Origin of the sequence: Nocardia sp. CA-135398, assembly GCF_050955845.1 — a bacterium.
Classification (GTDB): Bacteria; Actinomycetota; Actinomycetes; order Mycobacteriales; family Mycobacteriaceae; genus Nocardia.
Window position 1 is genome coordinate 4,077,108 of sequence record NZ_CP192084.1, and the last position, 15,896, is coordinate 4,093,003.

General features: G+C 65.7%; 14 protein-coding genes. 10 read left to right on the forward strand and 4 right to left on the reverse strand.

The genetic code is table 11. The annotated features are described in order from the left end of the window. Nucleotides 1-47: 47 nt before the first annotated feature. On the forward strand, nt 48-746 hold the full coding sequence (locus ACQP1T_RS17800; protein ID WP_433761629.1) for a TetR/AcrR family transcriptional regulator: 699 nt from the start codon (nt 48-50) through the stop codon (nt 744-746). On the opposite strand, the gene ACQP1T_RS17805 is transcribed toward ACQP1T_RS17800, so the two are convergent. Next, the gene (locus ACQP1T_RS17805; RefSeq protein WP_433761630.1) at nt 743-1,081 is read right to left on the reverse strand and encodes a 4Fe-4S dicluster domain-containing protein; all 339 of its coding nucleotides are present in this window, start codon (nt 1,079-1,081) and stop codon (nt 743-745) included. The two genes, ACQP1T_RS17800 and ACQP1T_RS17805, sit on opposite strands and share 4 nt — an antisense overlap. After that, entirely contained in the window at nt 1,078-2,652 is a 1,575-nt protein-coding gene (locus ACQP1T_RS17810) for an FAD-binding protein (RefSeq protein ID WP_433761632.1), read from the reverse strand. Before ACQP1T_RS17810 ends, ACQP1T_RS17805 begins: the two co-directional genes overlap by 4 nt. A 246-nt stretch (nt 2,653-2,898) precedes the next feature. Between ACQP1T_RS17810 and ACQP1T_RS17815 the strand changes: the two genes are divergently transcribed. The 9 genes from ACQP1T_RS17815 to ACQP1T_RS17855 all read left to right on the forward strand — a co-directional run bounded on the left by ACQP1T_RS17815 (nt 2,899) and on the right by ACQP1T_RS17855 (nt 12,608). Next, nucleotides 2,899-3,669 carry an IclR family transcriptional regulator gene (locus ACQP1T_RS17815; protein ID WP_433761634.1) on the forward strand — a complete coding sequence of 257 codons (771 nt, stop codon included), beginning with the start codon at nt 2,899-2,901 and terminating at the stop codon, nt 3,667-3,669. Nucleotides 3,670-3,973: 304 nt separating this feature from the next. Next, nucleotides 3,974-5,059 carry an ABC transporter substrate-binding protein gene (locus ACQP1T_RS17820; RefSeq protein ID WP_433761635.1) on the forward strand — a complete coding sequence of 362 codons (1,086 nt, stop codon included), beginning with the start codon at nt 3,974-3,976 and terminating at the stop codon, nt 5,057-5,059. After that, nucleotides 5,056-5,895 carry an ABC transporter ATP-binding protein gene (locus ACQP1T_RS17825; protein ID WP_433761636.1) on the forward strand — a complete coding sequence of 280 codons (840 nt, stop codon included), beginning with the start codon at nt 5,056-5,058 and terminating at the stop codon, nt 5,893-5,895. The genes ACQP1T_RS17820 and ACQP1T_RS17825 overlap by 4 nt, the downstream gene beginning before the upstream one ends. Then, nucleotides 5,888-6,763, forward strand: coding sequence for an ABC transporter permease (locus ACQP1T_RS17830; protein WP_433761638.1), 876 nt, complete (start codon nt 5,888-5,890; stop codon nt 6,761-6,763). The genes ACQP1T_RS17825 and ACQP1T_RS17830 overlap by 8 nt, the downstream gene beginning before the upstream one ends. A gap of 8 nt (nt 6,764-6,771) precedes the next feature. Further along, the gene (locus ACQP1T_RS17835; RefSeq protein ID WP_433761639.1) at nt 6,772-8,118 is read left to right on the forward strand and encodes an LLM class flavin-dependent oxidoreductase; all 1,347 of its coding nucleotides are present in this window, start codon (nt 6,772-6,774) and stop codon (nt 8,116-8,118) included. A 109-nt stretch (nt 8,119-8,227) separates the two neighbouring features. Further along, nucleotides 8,228-9,160, forward strand: coding sequence for a TauD/TfdA dioxygenase family protein (locus ACQP1T_RS17840; protein ID WP_433761641.1), 933 nt, complete (start codon nt 8,228-8,230; stop codon nt 9,158-9,160). Nucleotides 9,161-9,652: 492 nt separating this feature from the next. Beyond that, a complete protein-coding gene (locus ACQP1T_RS17845) occupies nt 9,653-10,843 on the forward strand; it encodes an NAD(P)/FAD-dependent oxidoreductase (protein ID WP_433761643.1) in 1,191 nt (396 codons plus the stop codon). Nucleotides 10,844-10,853: 10 nt separating this feature from the next. Next, nucleotides 10,854-11,795: a sigma-70 family RNA polymerase sigma factor gene (locus tag ACQP1T_RS17850; protein ID WP_433761645.1), complete on the forward strand. Its 942-nt coding sequence runs from the start codon at nt 10,854-10,856 to the stop codon at nt 11,793-11,795. Between the two features lie 102 nt (nt 11,796-11,897). Next, complete coding sequence (locus ACQP1T_RS17855) at nt 11,898-12,608, forward strand: SDR family oxidoreductase (RefSeq protein WP_433761646.1); 711 nt, start codon at nt 11,898-11,900, stop codon at nt 12,606-12,608. On the opposite strand, the gene ACQP1T_RS17860 is transcribed toward ACQP1T_RS17855, so the two are convergent. Further along, nucleotides 12,575-13,405, reverse strand: a complete 831-nt coding sequence (locus ACQP1T_RS17860) for a class I SAM-dependent methyltransferase (protein ID WP_433761647.1) — start codon at nt 13,403-13,405, stop codon at nt 12,575-12,577. The genes ACQP1T_RS17855 and ACQP1T_RS17860 overlap by 34 nt on opposite strands. 129 nt (nt 13,406-13,534) lie before the next feature. Beyond that, a complete protein-coding gene (locus tag ACQP1T_RS17865) occupies nt 13,535-15,790 on the reverse strand; it encodes an MMPL family transporter (RefSeq protein ID WP_433761649.1) in 2,256 nt (751 codons plus the stop codon). Nucleotides 15,791-15,896: the final 106 nt, after the last annotated feature.

The window sequence follows — 15,896 nt, forward strand, 5'->3', positions numbered from 1 at the left end:
GCTCGCATTAGTTGACATTGCTCTCTTTAGCGCGCATGGTGATCAGTATGGCGACGACACCACGTGCCCGGGCCAGGGCCCAGACCATGAACGATATCGTCCGGATCGGCCGCGAACACCTGGCCACCGATGGCGCTGCCGCACTCTCGCTGCGCGCGGTCGCCCGCGATCTCGGGGTGGTGTCGTCGGCGGTATACCGATACGTGCGCAGCCGCGATGAACTGCTCACCCTGCTTGTGATCGACGGCTACAACGCACTCGGCGACACGGTGGATGCGGCCCTGGCCGATGCCCCCGACGACCCGATCGAGGGCCTGCGCATTGTCGGCCGCACCGTCCGCAGTTGGGCATTGGCCGAGCCCGCCCGCTACGGGCTCTTATTCGGTACACCGGTACCGGGCTACGACGCCCCCGCCGAGCAGACCACCGTCCCTGGCACGCGGGTCATCGCGACCATGCAAGCCCTCTTCGCTCAGGCGTACCGCGCTGACCTGCTTACACCGCCGGTCGAGGAGCGCCCGCTATCGGCCGCGCTCGCAGCGAATTTCGCCGATATCAGAGCCGCGTTCGACCACGACCTTCCGGACTGGCTGGTCGCACGCGGCATCACCATGTGGGTCGGGCTGTTCGGCGCCGTAACCTTCGACGTCTTCGATCAGTACGGCACCGACACCTTCACCGACCGCGCCGAACTGTTCGAACTCCAACTCGACGGTCTCCTCGAACAACTCGGCTATCGCGGTTAGTGCGGCAGGCGCGGCGGGGGTGCGCCATGGGGGAGTCGGGGACCGATGGCCAGCAGACTGCCCGCCGTGCGGCCTTTGCCCCAGCCGATCTTCTCGCGGTAACGGCCGATCTGATCCTCGGCGATCTGGCTGCCGGGCGGTAGCGGCGTCGATTCGGGGTCGACGTAGAGGGCGTCGGTGGGGCAGTAGGCCTCGCACATGAAGCAGGTCTGGCAGTCGGATTGCCTGGCGATGACCGGGATTCCGGACTCGGTGCGGTCGAATACGTTGGTGGGGCAGGCATCGACGCATTTGTCGCAGCCGATGCAGGCGTCGGCGAGTACGACTTCGATCATGACGCGACCTGGGCAGTCTTGGTCCACACGACGTCGAGGCCGCCGGACAGGATGTGGTGGCGCTGCGCCGGATCCTGCTCCGGATGGTCGGCACGTTTGCTCATACCGCGAGTCTCGGTGCGCGCCAGGGTCGATTCGTACATGAGCCGCCCGACCGCGGTGATGGCGGCGGCCTGCCTGGCCCGGATGCGATCGTCACCGGTGCGACCACCGAGCTCCTTACCGGCGCGCTCCCAGAGGGTGTCGAGCGCGCCGAGTGCGGGCCGCAGCCGGTCGCCGTGGCGCAGGTAGTTCTTCTGGAACGGAATCAGCTCGGCCTGCGCGGCCTCGACAACGTCGGTGGCATCGAGCGTGGGGGAGTCGCTGGGCCGCAAGCCGGTTCGTCCCGCGCCGCGCAGGGCCGCATCGTCCGGCCGAGACGAGCCGAGCGCGAACCGTGCCGCACCCACTCCGGCCCAACTGCCCGATGACATCGCCCACGCCGAATTGTGGCTGCCGCCACCGGTGAAACCACCGCAGATGCGTTCCCTGGTCGCGGCATCGCCCGCCGCGAACAGTCCGGGCACCGTGGTCGCGCAGTCGTCGTCCACGATATCGATGCCGCCGGTGCCGCGCACTGTGCCCTCGGCGAGCAGATCGACCTCGAAACGATCGGTGAACGGGTTGATGCCGCGCCGATCGAACTGCAGAAAGAAGTTGGGCTGACCCAGCCGCATCTGCTTCTGCACCGTTTGATCGGCGCGATCGAGTTGGGCGAATACCTTCTCCGACAACAGGGTTCGAGCGATCACCGATCGGCCCCTGGTGGAGCCCGCACCCTCGAGCACCTGCCCGTCCTCGTGGAAGAACGTCGCGTAGCCGTAGTAGGCGGTCTTGGTGATCGTCGAACCCTTCGGCACGATCGCGTAGGCATTGGAGAATTCCATGCCGGAGAACCGCGCCCCCACCTCGGCGGCCATCAGCGCACCGTCACCGGTGTCGACATTGGTGCCCAACGCACGCGACAGGAATGCGCAACCGCCACTTGCCAGCACTACCGCACCTGCCGAGATGCGGTAGTCGCGATCGAGTTGACGCTGGTATCCCGCCGCGCCGCGCACGGTGCCCGACTCGTCGACGAGGAGTTCGAGAGCCGGTGAATGGTCGAGGATCCGTACGCCGAGCCGCTTGACCCACGCGCGCATCCGGCGCATGTACTCCGGCCCCTGCACACCGGTGCGCAGCTGCTCACCGGTCGTCGGATCGGTCGGGAACGGGTATTTGCCTTCCACGGCAAGCCGATTCATGTTGGTGTAGGTCTGATCGAGGACCCGATCCATCCAATAGTGATCGGCGAGATGGCCGCCGAGCGCCTCCCGGCTGGCCTTGGCATTGGCCCGGGCGGTCGCCTCCGGCGCGACGTACCAGACGCCGGTGCCCGAAGGTGCTGTCGCGCCGCTGGTTCCGCAGTAGCCCTTGTCCACCAGGGTCACCTCGGCCCCGGTCTCCCTGGCGTGGATGGCCGCCCACGCGGCGGCCGGACCGCCGCCGATCACCAGTACATCGGTGCTGGTCTGCCAGAGTTCACTCATGCGTCTGCTCCTGATACGTCGGGATTGCGAAAGCGGCAATCGTCGGCGGAATGCGGGGTCAGCGCGGGGAATTCGATTCTGTGCGCGTCGTGGGGTTAGCAAAACCCTTCGAATCAGCGCGATTTTGACGGTGCCGCCATTCCTACGCGAGGAATCGGCGCAGCGGGCGCGGAACCATTGCCGTGCTCGAATCACCCGGCAATAGTTCTGGCCACATCCCGATCGGTAGAAATATCAGGAGGAACCATGACTGCCGCCGATCAACCCCGTTCGGGTGCCCAAGCGGTCGACCGCGCGATTCACGTACTGAACTGCTTCGAGGGCGATGATCCCGAACTGTCGGTGAGCGAATTGGCGCATCGGGCCGGACTTCCGGTCAGCACCACATATCGGCTGGCCCAGGCATTGGTGCGGGGGCGATTGCTGGAGCAGGATGCGGCGACCGACCGCTATCGCATCGGGCACGGGCTCGCCTCGCTGGCCCGGCCCGCGCTATCGCGACTTGGCATCGACGCGGCCGCACCACACCTCTACGCGCTCGCCGCGGGCATCAAGATCACCGTCAGCCTCAGCATCGCCGATGATCGGGACGCGGTCACGGTCTTTCAGGCGCGGCCGCCGGTGTACTTCTGCCCCAACCAGTTGCCCCAGGCCCGTCAGCCGCTTCGCTCCAGCGCCGTTGGCCGAGCGCTATTGGCATTCGCGCCGGTTGTCGACGGACTCGATCGACGGCCAGCGCCGCTGCCGACGACGGATCTGGATCGCGTGCGCCGCAGCGGTTTCGCCGTGGAGATCATCGAGCGGGAAGATCCGGTCCGCTCGGTGGCGGTGCCTGTCCTCGGTCCGGATAAGCAGGTGTGGGGTGCGCTCGGTGTGCAGGCCCGCTCGGCGCGGCTCAACGAGGAGCTGGTGCGCGGCATCGTGCCCGCTATGCGGCAGATCGCGGCCCGGATCGGGCCACTGTTCCAGTCCACCGCCGCCATTACCGATGCGCCGATGGAGTTGTACTCACGGTGATTTTCACAATGTGAAATCGGCATTGTCGTCCATGGCGGTCGACCCCACCATGGACACAAAGCCGCGGGGTCGCCGCTTCTATCCGAATCCCACAAAGGTCGTTGACATGATCGAATCCATTGCGCTGATCCGCCGTCGCACGGTGGATTTCATGCGCATGTCACATGGAGTCTGTCGCGCCTGAATCCGCGGTCGCCGAAAATAGGTCGCCGCATCAGCCGAATCAGGTAACCCTCCGCGCTTACCTGCCGCTGCCGCGTGCCCTATCACGCTGCGGCAGAGCGCATTCCGTGAAAGAACTGCCATGACGTTGTCCCAGAAATCCAGGCCACGGTTCCGCCGCGCGGTGGCCGCCGTGCTCACCATTCCCACCGCGGTCGCGGTGCTCGCGGGTTGCGGCAAATCCGAGCCGGGCACCAATGCCGAGGGCAAGGCCGTACTGCGCTACCAGGGATCGACCGGCCAGGTCTCGGCCTACGAACTGGCGGACGATCTCGGCTACTTCAGCAAGATCGCGCTGCACTGGGAGGGTGACACCACCAGCGGACCGGCGAATATCCAGGCCGCCGCAACGCGTCAGATCGAGTTCGGCAGCGCCTTCAACGGCGCGGTGGTCAAGTTGGTCGCGGGCGGTGCGCCCGTGACCTCGGTGCTCAGCTCGTACGGCGCGGACGAGCAGTCCTTCACCGGCTACTTCGTCCGTGACGATGCGGGCATCAAATCGCCCCGTGACCTGATCGGCAAGAAGGTCGGCATCAATACCCTTGGCGCACACCACGAATTCATCACCCGGGAATGGCTGCACCAGCAGGGACTGACCGATCAAGAGATCAAACAGGTCGAACTGATCGTGGTACCGCCGGCCAATACCGAGGACGCCCTGCGCAAGGGCCAGATCGATGTCGGCGCGCTGGGCGGAGTCTTCCGGGAGGGCGCGGTCGGGCGTGGCGGTATCCACGCGCTGTACACCGATAAGGACCTGTTCGGTCAATTCGACTACGGCACTTATGTTTTCCGCAAGGATTACATCGCGCAGAACCCGGAGGCGGTCAAGGACTTCGTGCAGGGGACCGCGCGGGCGACGCGCTGGCTGCAGGTGACCCCGCGCGACGAGGTGGTCGCGCGCTTCGCCTCGATCATCAACAAGCGCGGCCGCAATGAGAACACCGATCTGCTGAAATTCTGGCATAGCCCTGGCCTGCCGGTCCCCGGCGCGGTGATCGCGGAGAAGGAACTGCAGATCTGGATCGATTGGCTGGTCCGCAATGGTGATGTGCCCGCAGGAAAGCTCTCGGCGAAGGATCTGTACACCAACAAGGACAACCCGTACGCCAACGGGACCTACGGTCCGACCACCGGGCCGATCGGAGAGGTGGTCGCGGCGAAATGACTCAGGTGAAACTCGCACTCGCCGGAGTGCGCAAACAGTTTCCGGTCCGTGGGTCGAACGAGGAGTTCACCGCGATCGAGGATATTTCGCTGGAACTGCGCGACGGCGAGTTCCTGGTGCTCGTTGGCCCGAGCGGTTCCGGGAAGTCGACGCTGCTCGATCTGCTCGGCGGGCTCAGCAAGCCCAGTGCCGGGCGAATCCTTTTGGACGGCAAGCCGATCAGCGGACCGGGCCTGGATCGCGGCATCGTCTTCCAGCAGTACGCGCTGCTGCCGTGGCGCACCGCCCGGACCAATATCGAATTCGGTTTGGAAGCGAAGGGTGTGCGGCGCCGGGAACGGCGGAAGATCGCCGACGAGTACCTGGAATTGGTGGGTCTGGCCGGATTCGGCGACCGCTATCCGCATGAGCTGTCCGGCGGTATGAAACAGCGCGTCGCCATCGCCCGCAGCCTCGCCTTCGATCCCGAGGTGCTGTTGATGGACGAGCCGTTCGCCGCACTCGACGCGCAAACCCGGGAGTCGTTGCAGGACGAGCTGTTACGGATCTGGCGGGCCACGGGCAAAACGATTCTGTTCATCACCCACGGCATCGATGAGGCGGTCTACCTCGGCCAGCGAGTCGCCGTGCTGACCTCACGCCCCGGCCGGGTCAAGTCGGTGATCGATATCGATATCGACCGGAATTCCGGTGCTGATGTGCGCTCCAGCGAACCCTTCCGGGAGGCACGGCACCAGATCTGGTCGCAATTGCAGAGCGAAGTCACCCGGGCGCAGGGACTCGAACGCGAGTCGCTGTCGGCCACGAGCATCGAGAGGAAGCCGGTTCATGTCTAGCGCAGTGCAAGTCGTCGAGAAGTCACGGCCGGTGGTCGTCCGCAGCCGGGCCGAGTCCGTGCCGACACCGAAAGTCGACGTATCGCGAGTAGTGCGGGCGGTCGCGCTGTTGGCGTGGCGAATCTTCAAACCCACCTTCGCCGTCGGTCTGCTGGTCGCGGTGTGGGAGGCGGCGCCGCGGCTCGGTTTGGTGGACGAGGTCTTCCTGCCGCCGTTTTCGACCGTCGCGCAGGCCTTCGCGGATCTGGTGCGCAGCGGTGAGATGTGGGAGCACGTCTCGACCAGCCTGACCCGGTCGGCGATCGGATTCTCGCTCGCGCTCGCGGTCGCCATTCCGGTCGGTGTCGCCATCGCCTGGTATCGCCCGGTGGCCGATTTTCTGAACCCGATCCTCGAATTGTTTCGCAATACCGCGGCATTGGCGCTGTTGCCGGTGTTCATTCTGATCCTTGGCATCGGGGAGACATCCAAGATCGCGCTCGTGGTGTACGCGAGCTTCTTCCCGATCCTGTTGAACACCATCACCGGTGTGCGCACGGTGGATCCGCTACTGATCAAATCCGCTGTCTCGTTGGGTTTCTCGCCGATTCGACTGTTCCAAAAGGTGATCCTGCCCGCCGCCGTGCCGTCGATCTTCACCGGCGTTCGAATGGCGGCGGCGTCCTCGATCCTGGTGCTCATCGCCGCCGAAATGGTCGGCGCCCGTGCCGGACTCGGCTACCTGATCACCGCGGCCCAACAGAACTTCCAGATCCCCAATATGTATGCGGGCATCATCGCCATCTCGCTGCTCGGGCTGAGTTTCAACGGCCTGCTCGTCGCCCTCGAACGCCGCCTGTCCCGATGGCGCGCCGAACCCTCCCGTTAAGGACTCCGATGTCGTTCCCCCGCAAGCAATTCCATCTCAATGCCTTCCTGATGGGCGTCGGTCATCACGAGGCGGCCTGGCGGCATCCCCGCACCGAGGAGCGCCGGGTCCTGGATGTGCGGCATTTCCAAGAACTCGGCCGCATCGCCGAACGCGGCAAACTCGATTCGGTCTTCTTCGCCGACGGGTTGGCCGTCGGACCGCGGATCAAGCGCAATACCTTGGCCGTATTCGAGCCGGTCACGCTGCTTGCCGCAATCGCGGCGGCGACCGAACGCGTCGGACTGATCGCGACGGCCTCGACCACCTACAACGAGCCGTTCAACCTGGCCCGTAAATTCGCCTCTCTCGATCACATCAGCAGCGGTCGGGCGGGCTGGAATATCGTCACCTCGGGCAACGAGGACGAGGCTTTCAATTTCGGCTTCGACGCCATTCCCGAACACGCCAGGCGCTACGAACGGGCACAGGAGTTCGTGGACGTCACCGTGCGGCTCTGGGACAGCTGGGAATCCTCGGCCATCGTGCTCGACCCGGACGAAGGCATCTTCGCCGACCCGGACAAGGTGCACACCATCGACTACGCCAGCGATCGGTTCCGGGTGCGCGGCCCGCTGAATTCGCCGCGCAGCCCCCAGGGGCGGCCGCTGCTGGTCCAGGCCGGATCGTCGGAAAGCGGTAAGGATTTCGCCGCGCACTACGCCGAGGCCGTATTCACCGCACAGCGCTCGTTGGCGGAGGGGCAGGCGTTCTACCGGGATCTGAAGGCGCGACTGCCCAAGTACGGCCGTTCGGCCGATGAGCTGAAGGTGCTGCCCGGTCTGGTGCCGTTCATCGCCGATACCCGCGAGGAAGCACTGGCCCTCGAACAGGAATTCACCGACCTCATCTCACCGGACTACGCACTGCGGCAACTGTCCGCGCTGCTCGGCGTAGATCTCACCGAACACGCACTCGACGCACCACTGCCACCGCTACCCGCGGAGAGTGAGATCGAGGGCGGGAAGAGCAGATTCACGCTGGTCAAGGAACTCGCCGAGCGCGAGAACCTCACGGTGCGCCAGCTTATCGGGAAGTTGGGCGGCGGGCGTGGACACCGCACCTTCGCGGGAACACCCACCGATATCGCCGACGAGCTGCAGTCCTGGTTCGAAGGCGGCGCCGCCGACGGCTTCAACATCATGCCGCCGTACCTGCCGGGCGGTCTGGAGGACTTCGTGGACCGGGTGGTCCCGATCCTGCAGGACCGCGGCCTGTTCCGCACCGACTACACCGCGACCACTCTGCGCGGGCACTACGGGTTGGCACCGGTGGAAAGCCAATTCGCCCAGGTCCGAACCGAACTCGGCGCATGAGTCCCGGGCTGACCAGGAGGCGCGCCGTCGACTTCATGCGAATGGGCAGCAGTGGGTGTCGCCCGTGCTGCGCCGATCATCCCCAACCATCGCCGAAGAAAGTACGACCATGACCACTGTCAGCGAGCCCACGACCACCACCCTCCGGATCACGCCCGTCGCCGGACATATCGGCGCCGAGATCGCGGGCGTCGACCTGCGGGCCGAGCTCACCGATCAGGAGGTCGCCGACATCACCGCGGCCCTCTACGAATACAAAGTGCTGTTCTTCCGCGACCAGCACATCGGCCACGCCGAACACATCGCCTTCTCCCGGCGGTTCGGCGCCGTGACGCCCTCGCATCCCTACGACGATGACGCGCCGACCGAATTCCCCGAAATCCTGGCCGTCGACAGCCGACTCTACGAAAAGCGTTTCGGCGTCAAGAAATTCACCTACACCAACCACTGGCACACCGATGTCTCCGCACTGATCAACCCGCCCGCCGCCTCACTGCTGCGGGCCGAGATCGCACCGGAGCGCGGCGGGGACACCAGCTGGACGAATCTCGCGGCCGCCTACGCGAACCTGCCCGAATCGCTGCGCAAGTTCGTCGAGGGACTGCGGGCCGTGCACCGGTTCGGCGGCAGCCGTCCGGCATGGAACGAGGAGAGCGATTATGCCAAGAAGGTCGCCGATGCTCCGCTGGTGACCGAGCATCCAGTGGTGCGCGTGCACCCGGTGACCGGTGAGAAGGTGCTCTTCGTCAACCCCGGCTTCACCACCCACATCGTCGGTCTGAGCCCGGCCCAGAGCGACGCTGTACTCCAGTTGCTGTTCGACGAACTGTCGAACCCGGCCTACACCGTCCGATTCCGTTGGGAAAAGGGCAGCCTGGCGTTCTGGGACAACCGCGCCACCGCGCACCTGGCCCCGGGCGACCTCAATCATCTCGATGTCACCCGTGTCCTGTACCGCACCACTCTCGAGGGCGATATCCCGGTCGGCGTCGACGGCGAGCAATCGCGCTCGATCTCCGGTCAACAGTTCACCGGCTCCTGAGATAAGTCGGGGTCGGCACCCGCGGGTGCCGACCCCGAGTGAGATGGGGGAGCGGGCGCGGTAGCGCGGATTGGAGGAGTGGGGAAACACGCGGGGGCGCAGGGGAATCCCGTGGCTCGTGTCGACCTCCGACGTGGCAGACGGGACGACCCAAGGTTAGGGAGAACTGGCAGCCATGTCCTCAAAATTACATCTCGTTATGTAGATATGCGCATCTAAACATGTAACCTTCCTCTTCAAATTCCACACAAATCACCCATCAAAGAAAACTCAACACCCAGCGCAAACGCCAAGCCAAGAGAGCAAGGGGGAAGGGGGGGACCAGACTCATTGCGCTACAAGGGGTCCCGTAGTGTCCGCGCAAAACAGCGGATACGACGTTGCCCCTGGTCAGGCCCGGTTCGAAGGGGTGATCCACGTCACTGGTTGATGCTGTCAGGAATTCCGGGGCTGTCTCGTTCAGGAAGCACGCGAACCAGACAGGAGCGAACCATGAAGCACCGCATCGTCGTCCTCGGGGCCGGATACGCCGGAGCCTTCTCCGCCGGATACCTGGCCCGCCAACTCCACCCTGACGACTTCGAGATCACCGTCGTCAACGCCGAACCCGATTTCGTCGAGCGGCTGCGCCTGCATCAGCTAGCCGCGGGGCAGGATCTCCGCCACCGGCCGCTGGCGGAGGTGTTCGCGGGCACCGGGATCCGGCTACGGCTGGGGCGGGTAACCAACGTCGACGTCGAGCGCCGAACTGTCACAGTCTCCGGCGTCGAGGGCATCGACCGGTTCGAATACGACTCCCTGCTCTACGCGCTCGGCAGCACCGCCGCCGACCACGGCGTTCCGGGCGTCGAGGAGCACGCCTTCCATGTTGCCGCGCGGCCGTCCGCGCTGCGCCTGCGCGCACGCCTGGATGAGCTGGGCGAAGAAGGGAAGGTGCTGGTAGTCGGCGGCAACCTGACCGCGATCGAGGCCGCCACCGAGATCGCCGAATCTCGTCCAGGACTCGAGGTCAGCCTCGTCACCAGCGGCGAACTGGGCGGCTGGCTGGGCGCGAAGGCCCGCCGTCACCTGTTGCGTGCCTTCGACCGGTTCGGCATCACGGTACACGAGCACACCACCATCGAGCGTGTCGAGGAGGCGGCGGCGGTCGGCGCCGACGGCACCGCTTTCGCTTCCGATGCGACCGTGTGGACCGCTGGCTTCGCCGTCCACCCGATTGCCGCCGCCAGCGGCTTGGAGGTGGCACCCAACGGCCAGATCGTGGTCGACCGTCAGATGCGGTCGGTCTCGCATCCGGATGTCTACGTTGCCGGTGACAGCGCCTTCGTCATCGGCGACAACGGTCGGCCGTTGCCGATGTCCTGCGCTTCCGCGGGGTACACCAGCATGCAGGCGACGGCCGCGATCGTCGGGGACCTGACCGGGCGCAAGATCAAGGCGACCGCGCTGACATACTTCGGCAACCACATCAGCCTGGGACGCAAGGACGCGATCTTCCAGCTGGTCGACGGTGACGCTCGGTCGAAGGCCGGGGCCCTGTGCGGACGGTCGGCGGCGCGCGTCAAGTCGGCCGTCGTGGCAGCCAGCGGCTGGGCCATCAGCCGTCCGACCTTCGGAAGGCCGACTCGCAAGTACCGCTCGGCCACCATCCGAGAGCGCTCGGCCGACGTGCTCGCCGCATAGAGTCGTGCTCATGGACACTGCCACCGTGGCGCGTTTCGAGGCCAGCCGGAATCGCCTGGCCTCGCTCGCCTACCGTCTGCTCGGCTCGGCCGCCGACGCGGAGGACACGGTGCAGGACGCGTTCCTGCGGTGGCAGGCGGCCGACCGGGACTACGTCGAGGTGCCCGAAGCGTGGCTGACCAAGATCGTCACCAACCTGGCGCTCGACCGGCTCCGTTCGGCGAAGGTGCGGCGTGAACGCGCGGTCGGCGCCTGGATGCCCGAACCGCTCCTCGACGGCGACCCGATGCTGGGCCCGGCCGACACCGTCGAGCAGCGCGAATCGGTGACCCTGGCGGTGCTGACCCTCATGGAGCGGCTGTCGCCGGTCGAACGGGCCGTTTATGTGCTGCACGAGGCCTTCGCGTACAGCCATGCCGAGATAGCTGAGATGCTCGGCATCAGCGAGTCCGGGAGTCAGCAACACACCCACCGAGCCCGGCGTCGAATCACCGCCGCTCGCAACAGCATTGACATCGACCGGGCCGCCGCGCGTCGAATCGTCGAGGCATTCGTCGACGCCGCCTCCTCGGGCCGCACCGATCGACTGGTCGCGCTGCTGACCGACGACGCGACGGGCATCTCCGACGGTGCGGGTCTGGGGTTGGCCGCGAAGCTGATCCGGTACGCGACCCCGGAGCGGATCGCCAGCGCGGTGCGGGCAGGCTTCAAACCGTCTCCGGCCAAGCGCAGACTCGCCGGTGGCTCGCCCTCGATTCACGCCGTCGTGGTGAATAACCAACCGGCCATGCTCGCCACGCTCGACGGCCGCGTCGTGGGCGTCACGATCCTGGAGATCCGCGACGACAAGATCGCGGGAGTGCGCGGCATCGCCGCCCCGGCCCGACTTGGTCGCCTCACCGAGGAATGGCAGCGGCAGGAGCATGCGGTCCCGCTGATCGAATCGTGGTAATCGGCGGGTTGATGAGTCGAGGGCTGTTGCGGCTCAGTGAGTTTCCGGGAGGACCGGGTTGCCACTTGACTTGGAGCGCACTCTAAATCCTAGCGTTGTCGTATGGCAGCAATCTTGATCACTGGAGCGAACAAGGGTCTCGGCTTCGAGACCGCCCGCCGACTCGTTGCGGCGGGCCACACCGTCTACCTGGGCAGCCGCGATGCCGAGCGCGGTCGTCAGGCGGCGCAGGAATTGGGCGCGCGGGCCGTCCAACTCGATATCACCGACGATGCGTCGGTGGCGGCCGCGGTGCGGACCATCGAGGCCGACGGCGGTCTGGATGTCCTGGTCAACAATGCCGGTATCCAGGCGGAGATGACCAGCCGGGACGACATCATCGGTGCCGCGGACCTCACCGCGGACGTGATGCGAGAGACCTTCGACACGAACGTCTTCGGCACAGTGCGCGTCCTGCATGCCTTCCTGCCGCTGCTGCAGCGTTCGGCCGCGCCGGTCGTGGTCAATGTCAGCAGCGGTCTGGCCTCGGTGACCAGGATGTCGACTCCGGGCACCCCGGCATACGCCTACCCGGGCGTCGCTTATCCGGCGTCGAAGACCGTTGTCAACATGCTCACCGTGCAGTACGCGAAGGCGTTCCCGAATATCCGGATCAATTCGGTGGAGCCCGGTTTCACGAAGACCGATCTCAACGGGAACAGCGGCACCCAGACGGTGGAAGAGGGCGCGCAGATCATCGTGCGCATGGCGCAGATCGGCCCCGACGGCCCCACCGGAAGCTACGTCGATGCCGAAGGCGCGCTGCCCTGGTGATCGACCACGGCCGTTGCGACGATATACCCCTTGGGATCTCGCCACGTCCGCCCTGGATGATGGGTGAACCAATCTTCGACGTCCTCGCGGAGATCGTTCAGAATCGCCTGCCGCCGAGGGTGATTCGGCGTGACACCGTAGAAAGTGAACAGCGCCTCGGCGAAGCGCACGAGCGGATCGGGGGTATCGAAGACGAGCGCGTTATCCGATCGCTGGATCCGTATCTCGCCGAACACGTCGGTCATCAGGTCGGGCAAGGTGTCGGAGTCGACGGTGGTGGGGACCGAATCGCCGACGTCGAGGCCGTACGTCGCGGCATGCGCGGCCACGAGTTCGGTGGTGTACGGGTAGGTTCCGGGATGATTGACGACCACGGCTACCGTCCCGCCGGGCTTGGTCGTGCGCCGGAATTCGCGGAGTGCGGCGACCGGATTCGCGAGGTGGTAGAGCATGTGCCGCGCGGTGAGCGCATCGAAGCTGTTGTCGTCGAATGGGATTCGGTCCGCACTGCCGAATACGCCGCGCACGCCGGGCACGGCATTGGCGGCGGCGACCATCGCGGGGGAGGTGTCGATGCCGACCAGCGGACCTTGGTGACCGTTGCTCGCGAGGTGGGCGAGGAACCGGGCATCGCCGCAGCCGATATCGGCTAGATGTTCGGTTCCGGCGAGTTCGAGCGCGGTGAGCACCTTCGCGGTGGGGTCGTCGGGACGCTCCGAATAGCGTGTGTGGGTGTGGATCCGCACCTTCAGCGGTGTCGGATCGGCGTATTCGGCATCGAGACGGTAGCTGCACATCGCGGTCGTCCTTCGGTCCAGTTGGCCGGTGGTTGACCAGGTCGCCGGCTCGGCGATCGGGTCCGCGGGCTTTCCGGCGGTGAGCGTACCTCCCGAGGCGGCGCGCGGCGTTCCCTTTGGTGGGGGCGGCTACGAACCGTCCGACCGTCCGGCGGTGACGGTGGGGAGCCGCAGCGTGACCGGTGTGGTCTCGATCGGGTCGCGCAGATCCTCGGTGCCCGGGCGTTCATCGTCCAGAATAGGTTCGCCGAGTCCGATTTTCTCCTGGAGACGCTTCATCCAGGCCGGTGCCCACCAGCAGTCGTCGCCGAGCAGTTTCATGACCGCCGGTACCAGTAGCATGCGCAGCACGGTTGCGTCGATGAACAGTGCGGCGATCATGCCGTAGGCGATGTATTGCATCATCACCAGATCGGAGAAGGCGAACGCGCCGGTCACGACCAGCAGGATGAGCGCTGCGGCGGTGATGATGCGGCCGGTGTGCGCGGTGCCGGTGCGTACCGCGTCGCTGGTGCTGGCGCCTGTGGCTCTGGCCTCGACCATGCGGGAGAGCAGGAAGACCTCGTAGTCGGTGGACAGGCCGTAGATGATCGCGATGATCAGCACGAGCACATTGGACTGGATCGGCTGCGGGGTGAAGTTCAATAGCCCTGCGGCGTGGCCGTCGACGAAGATCCAGGTCAGGATGCCGAGGGTGGAGCCGAGTCCGAGCGCGCTCATCAGCGCGGCCTTGATCGGCAGCACCAGTGAGCCGAAGGTGAGGAACATCAGCAGCGTGCTCACGAGCAGGACCAGGGCGATCATGACCGGGATGCGGTAGAGCAGCGCGTCGATGCTGTCCTTTTGCATGGCCGGGATGCCGCCGACGTACATGTCGACGCCGTCGGGGAGTTCCATTTTGCGCAGGTATTCGATGGTTTCCCCGCCTTCGTTCGGGTTCACCAGTGTGGCCTTGGAGCGGTAGATGTTGTCTTGCGTCGAGGATTTGGACGGCATCTCGAACGGACTGGCCAATCCTGGTGCGTGTCCGGCCGCGCGCCAGGCTTCGCCGACCGGTGTGCTGTTGTCGGCGACGAAGACCAGTTCGATGGGATCGGATCGGCGTTGTGGGAAGAAGGTGTCGATCTGTTCCTGTGCGACGCGAGTCGGGTTGTCCGGCGGCAGATATCGCTCGCTGAAGCCGCCGAAGATGAGGTTTTTGACCGGGATGATCAGCAGGAAGAGGACGATGACGAGCGGGATCGCGACGGTGAGTGGTCGTGCCATCACCCAGCCGGTGGTCTTGCCCCAGAGTCCGTCCTCGATTTGTTCGGCGGTCCTGTTTCTTCGGAACCGCTTGAACCCCAACATATCCACGCGCGGTCCGAGGACGGCCAGGCTGGCGGGCAGGATGGTGATGGCGGTGAAGGCGGCGAGTAGGACGGTCGCGATGGCGCCGTAGGCCATGGATTTGAGGAAGCCCTGGGGGAACAGCAGCATGCTGCCGAGGCTCGCGATGATCATGGTCGCGGAGAACACGACGGTGCGTCCCGCGGTGACGACGGTGCGGCGCACCGCGGCGCGGGTGTCGTAGCCCGCGGCGAGTTCCTCGCGGAATCGGCTCACGATGAACAGGCCGTAGTCGATGGCCAGGCCGAGGCCGATCATGGACAGTACCGAGGAGACAAAGGAATTCACCTCGGTGAAGCGGGTCAGGAACATGATGATGCCGGATGCGCCGATGACTGTGAGTCCGCCGACGAGTAGCGGCAGCGCGGCTGCGACGAGGCCGCCGAAGATGAAGAACAGCAGCACGGCGACGGCCGGGATGGCCAGGACTTCCATGCGGTGGACATCGTCGGCCATGGTGTCGTTGAGTGTGCCCGCCACTGCTTGCAGTCCGCTGACCTGCACGTCGATGCCGGGGATCGCGAAGGCGTCCTTGACTTTCCGGAAGTTGCGTACGCAGTCGGTGTCGTTGTCGCCCGCGATGGCGATCGCGGCTACGGCGCGTTTCTTGTCGTCGGTGGCCGCCTTCGCGCCGCTGATCTTGGCGCCGTCGACGCGCCAGTAGGAGGCGTTGATGCCGGTGATCTCGTTGGGATACTTGTCCGGCAGGGTGTTGAGGTTGTCGATGATCTGCTTGCTGAATTCCGGATCGTCGACGGTCTTTCCGTCTGGTGCGGTGTAGAGCACGACGACGTCGAAGTCGTGGTTGCGCCCGAAGGCGGCGTCGGCGAGGCGTGCGGCCTGTGCGGATTCGGAAGTGGGATCGTCCATGCCGCCGGAGCTGAGGTGGTCTTCGAGTCCGAAGCCGTAGGCACCGAGTGCGAGGAGTGCGCTCACCACGGCCGCGAGTACCGCGAAGCGCAGCCGATGGATGAGGTTGCCCCAGCGCGTGAACATCAGCGGGCTCCTTGCCGGCGGGAGAATTGGTGTGCTGCTTGCTGTGCCGCGCCGATCGCCAAGGGCTGCATCCTTTCCGGGGTGCACGCTCGATGTGCCTGTAGTC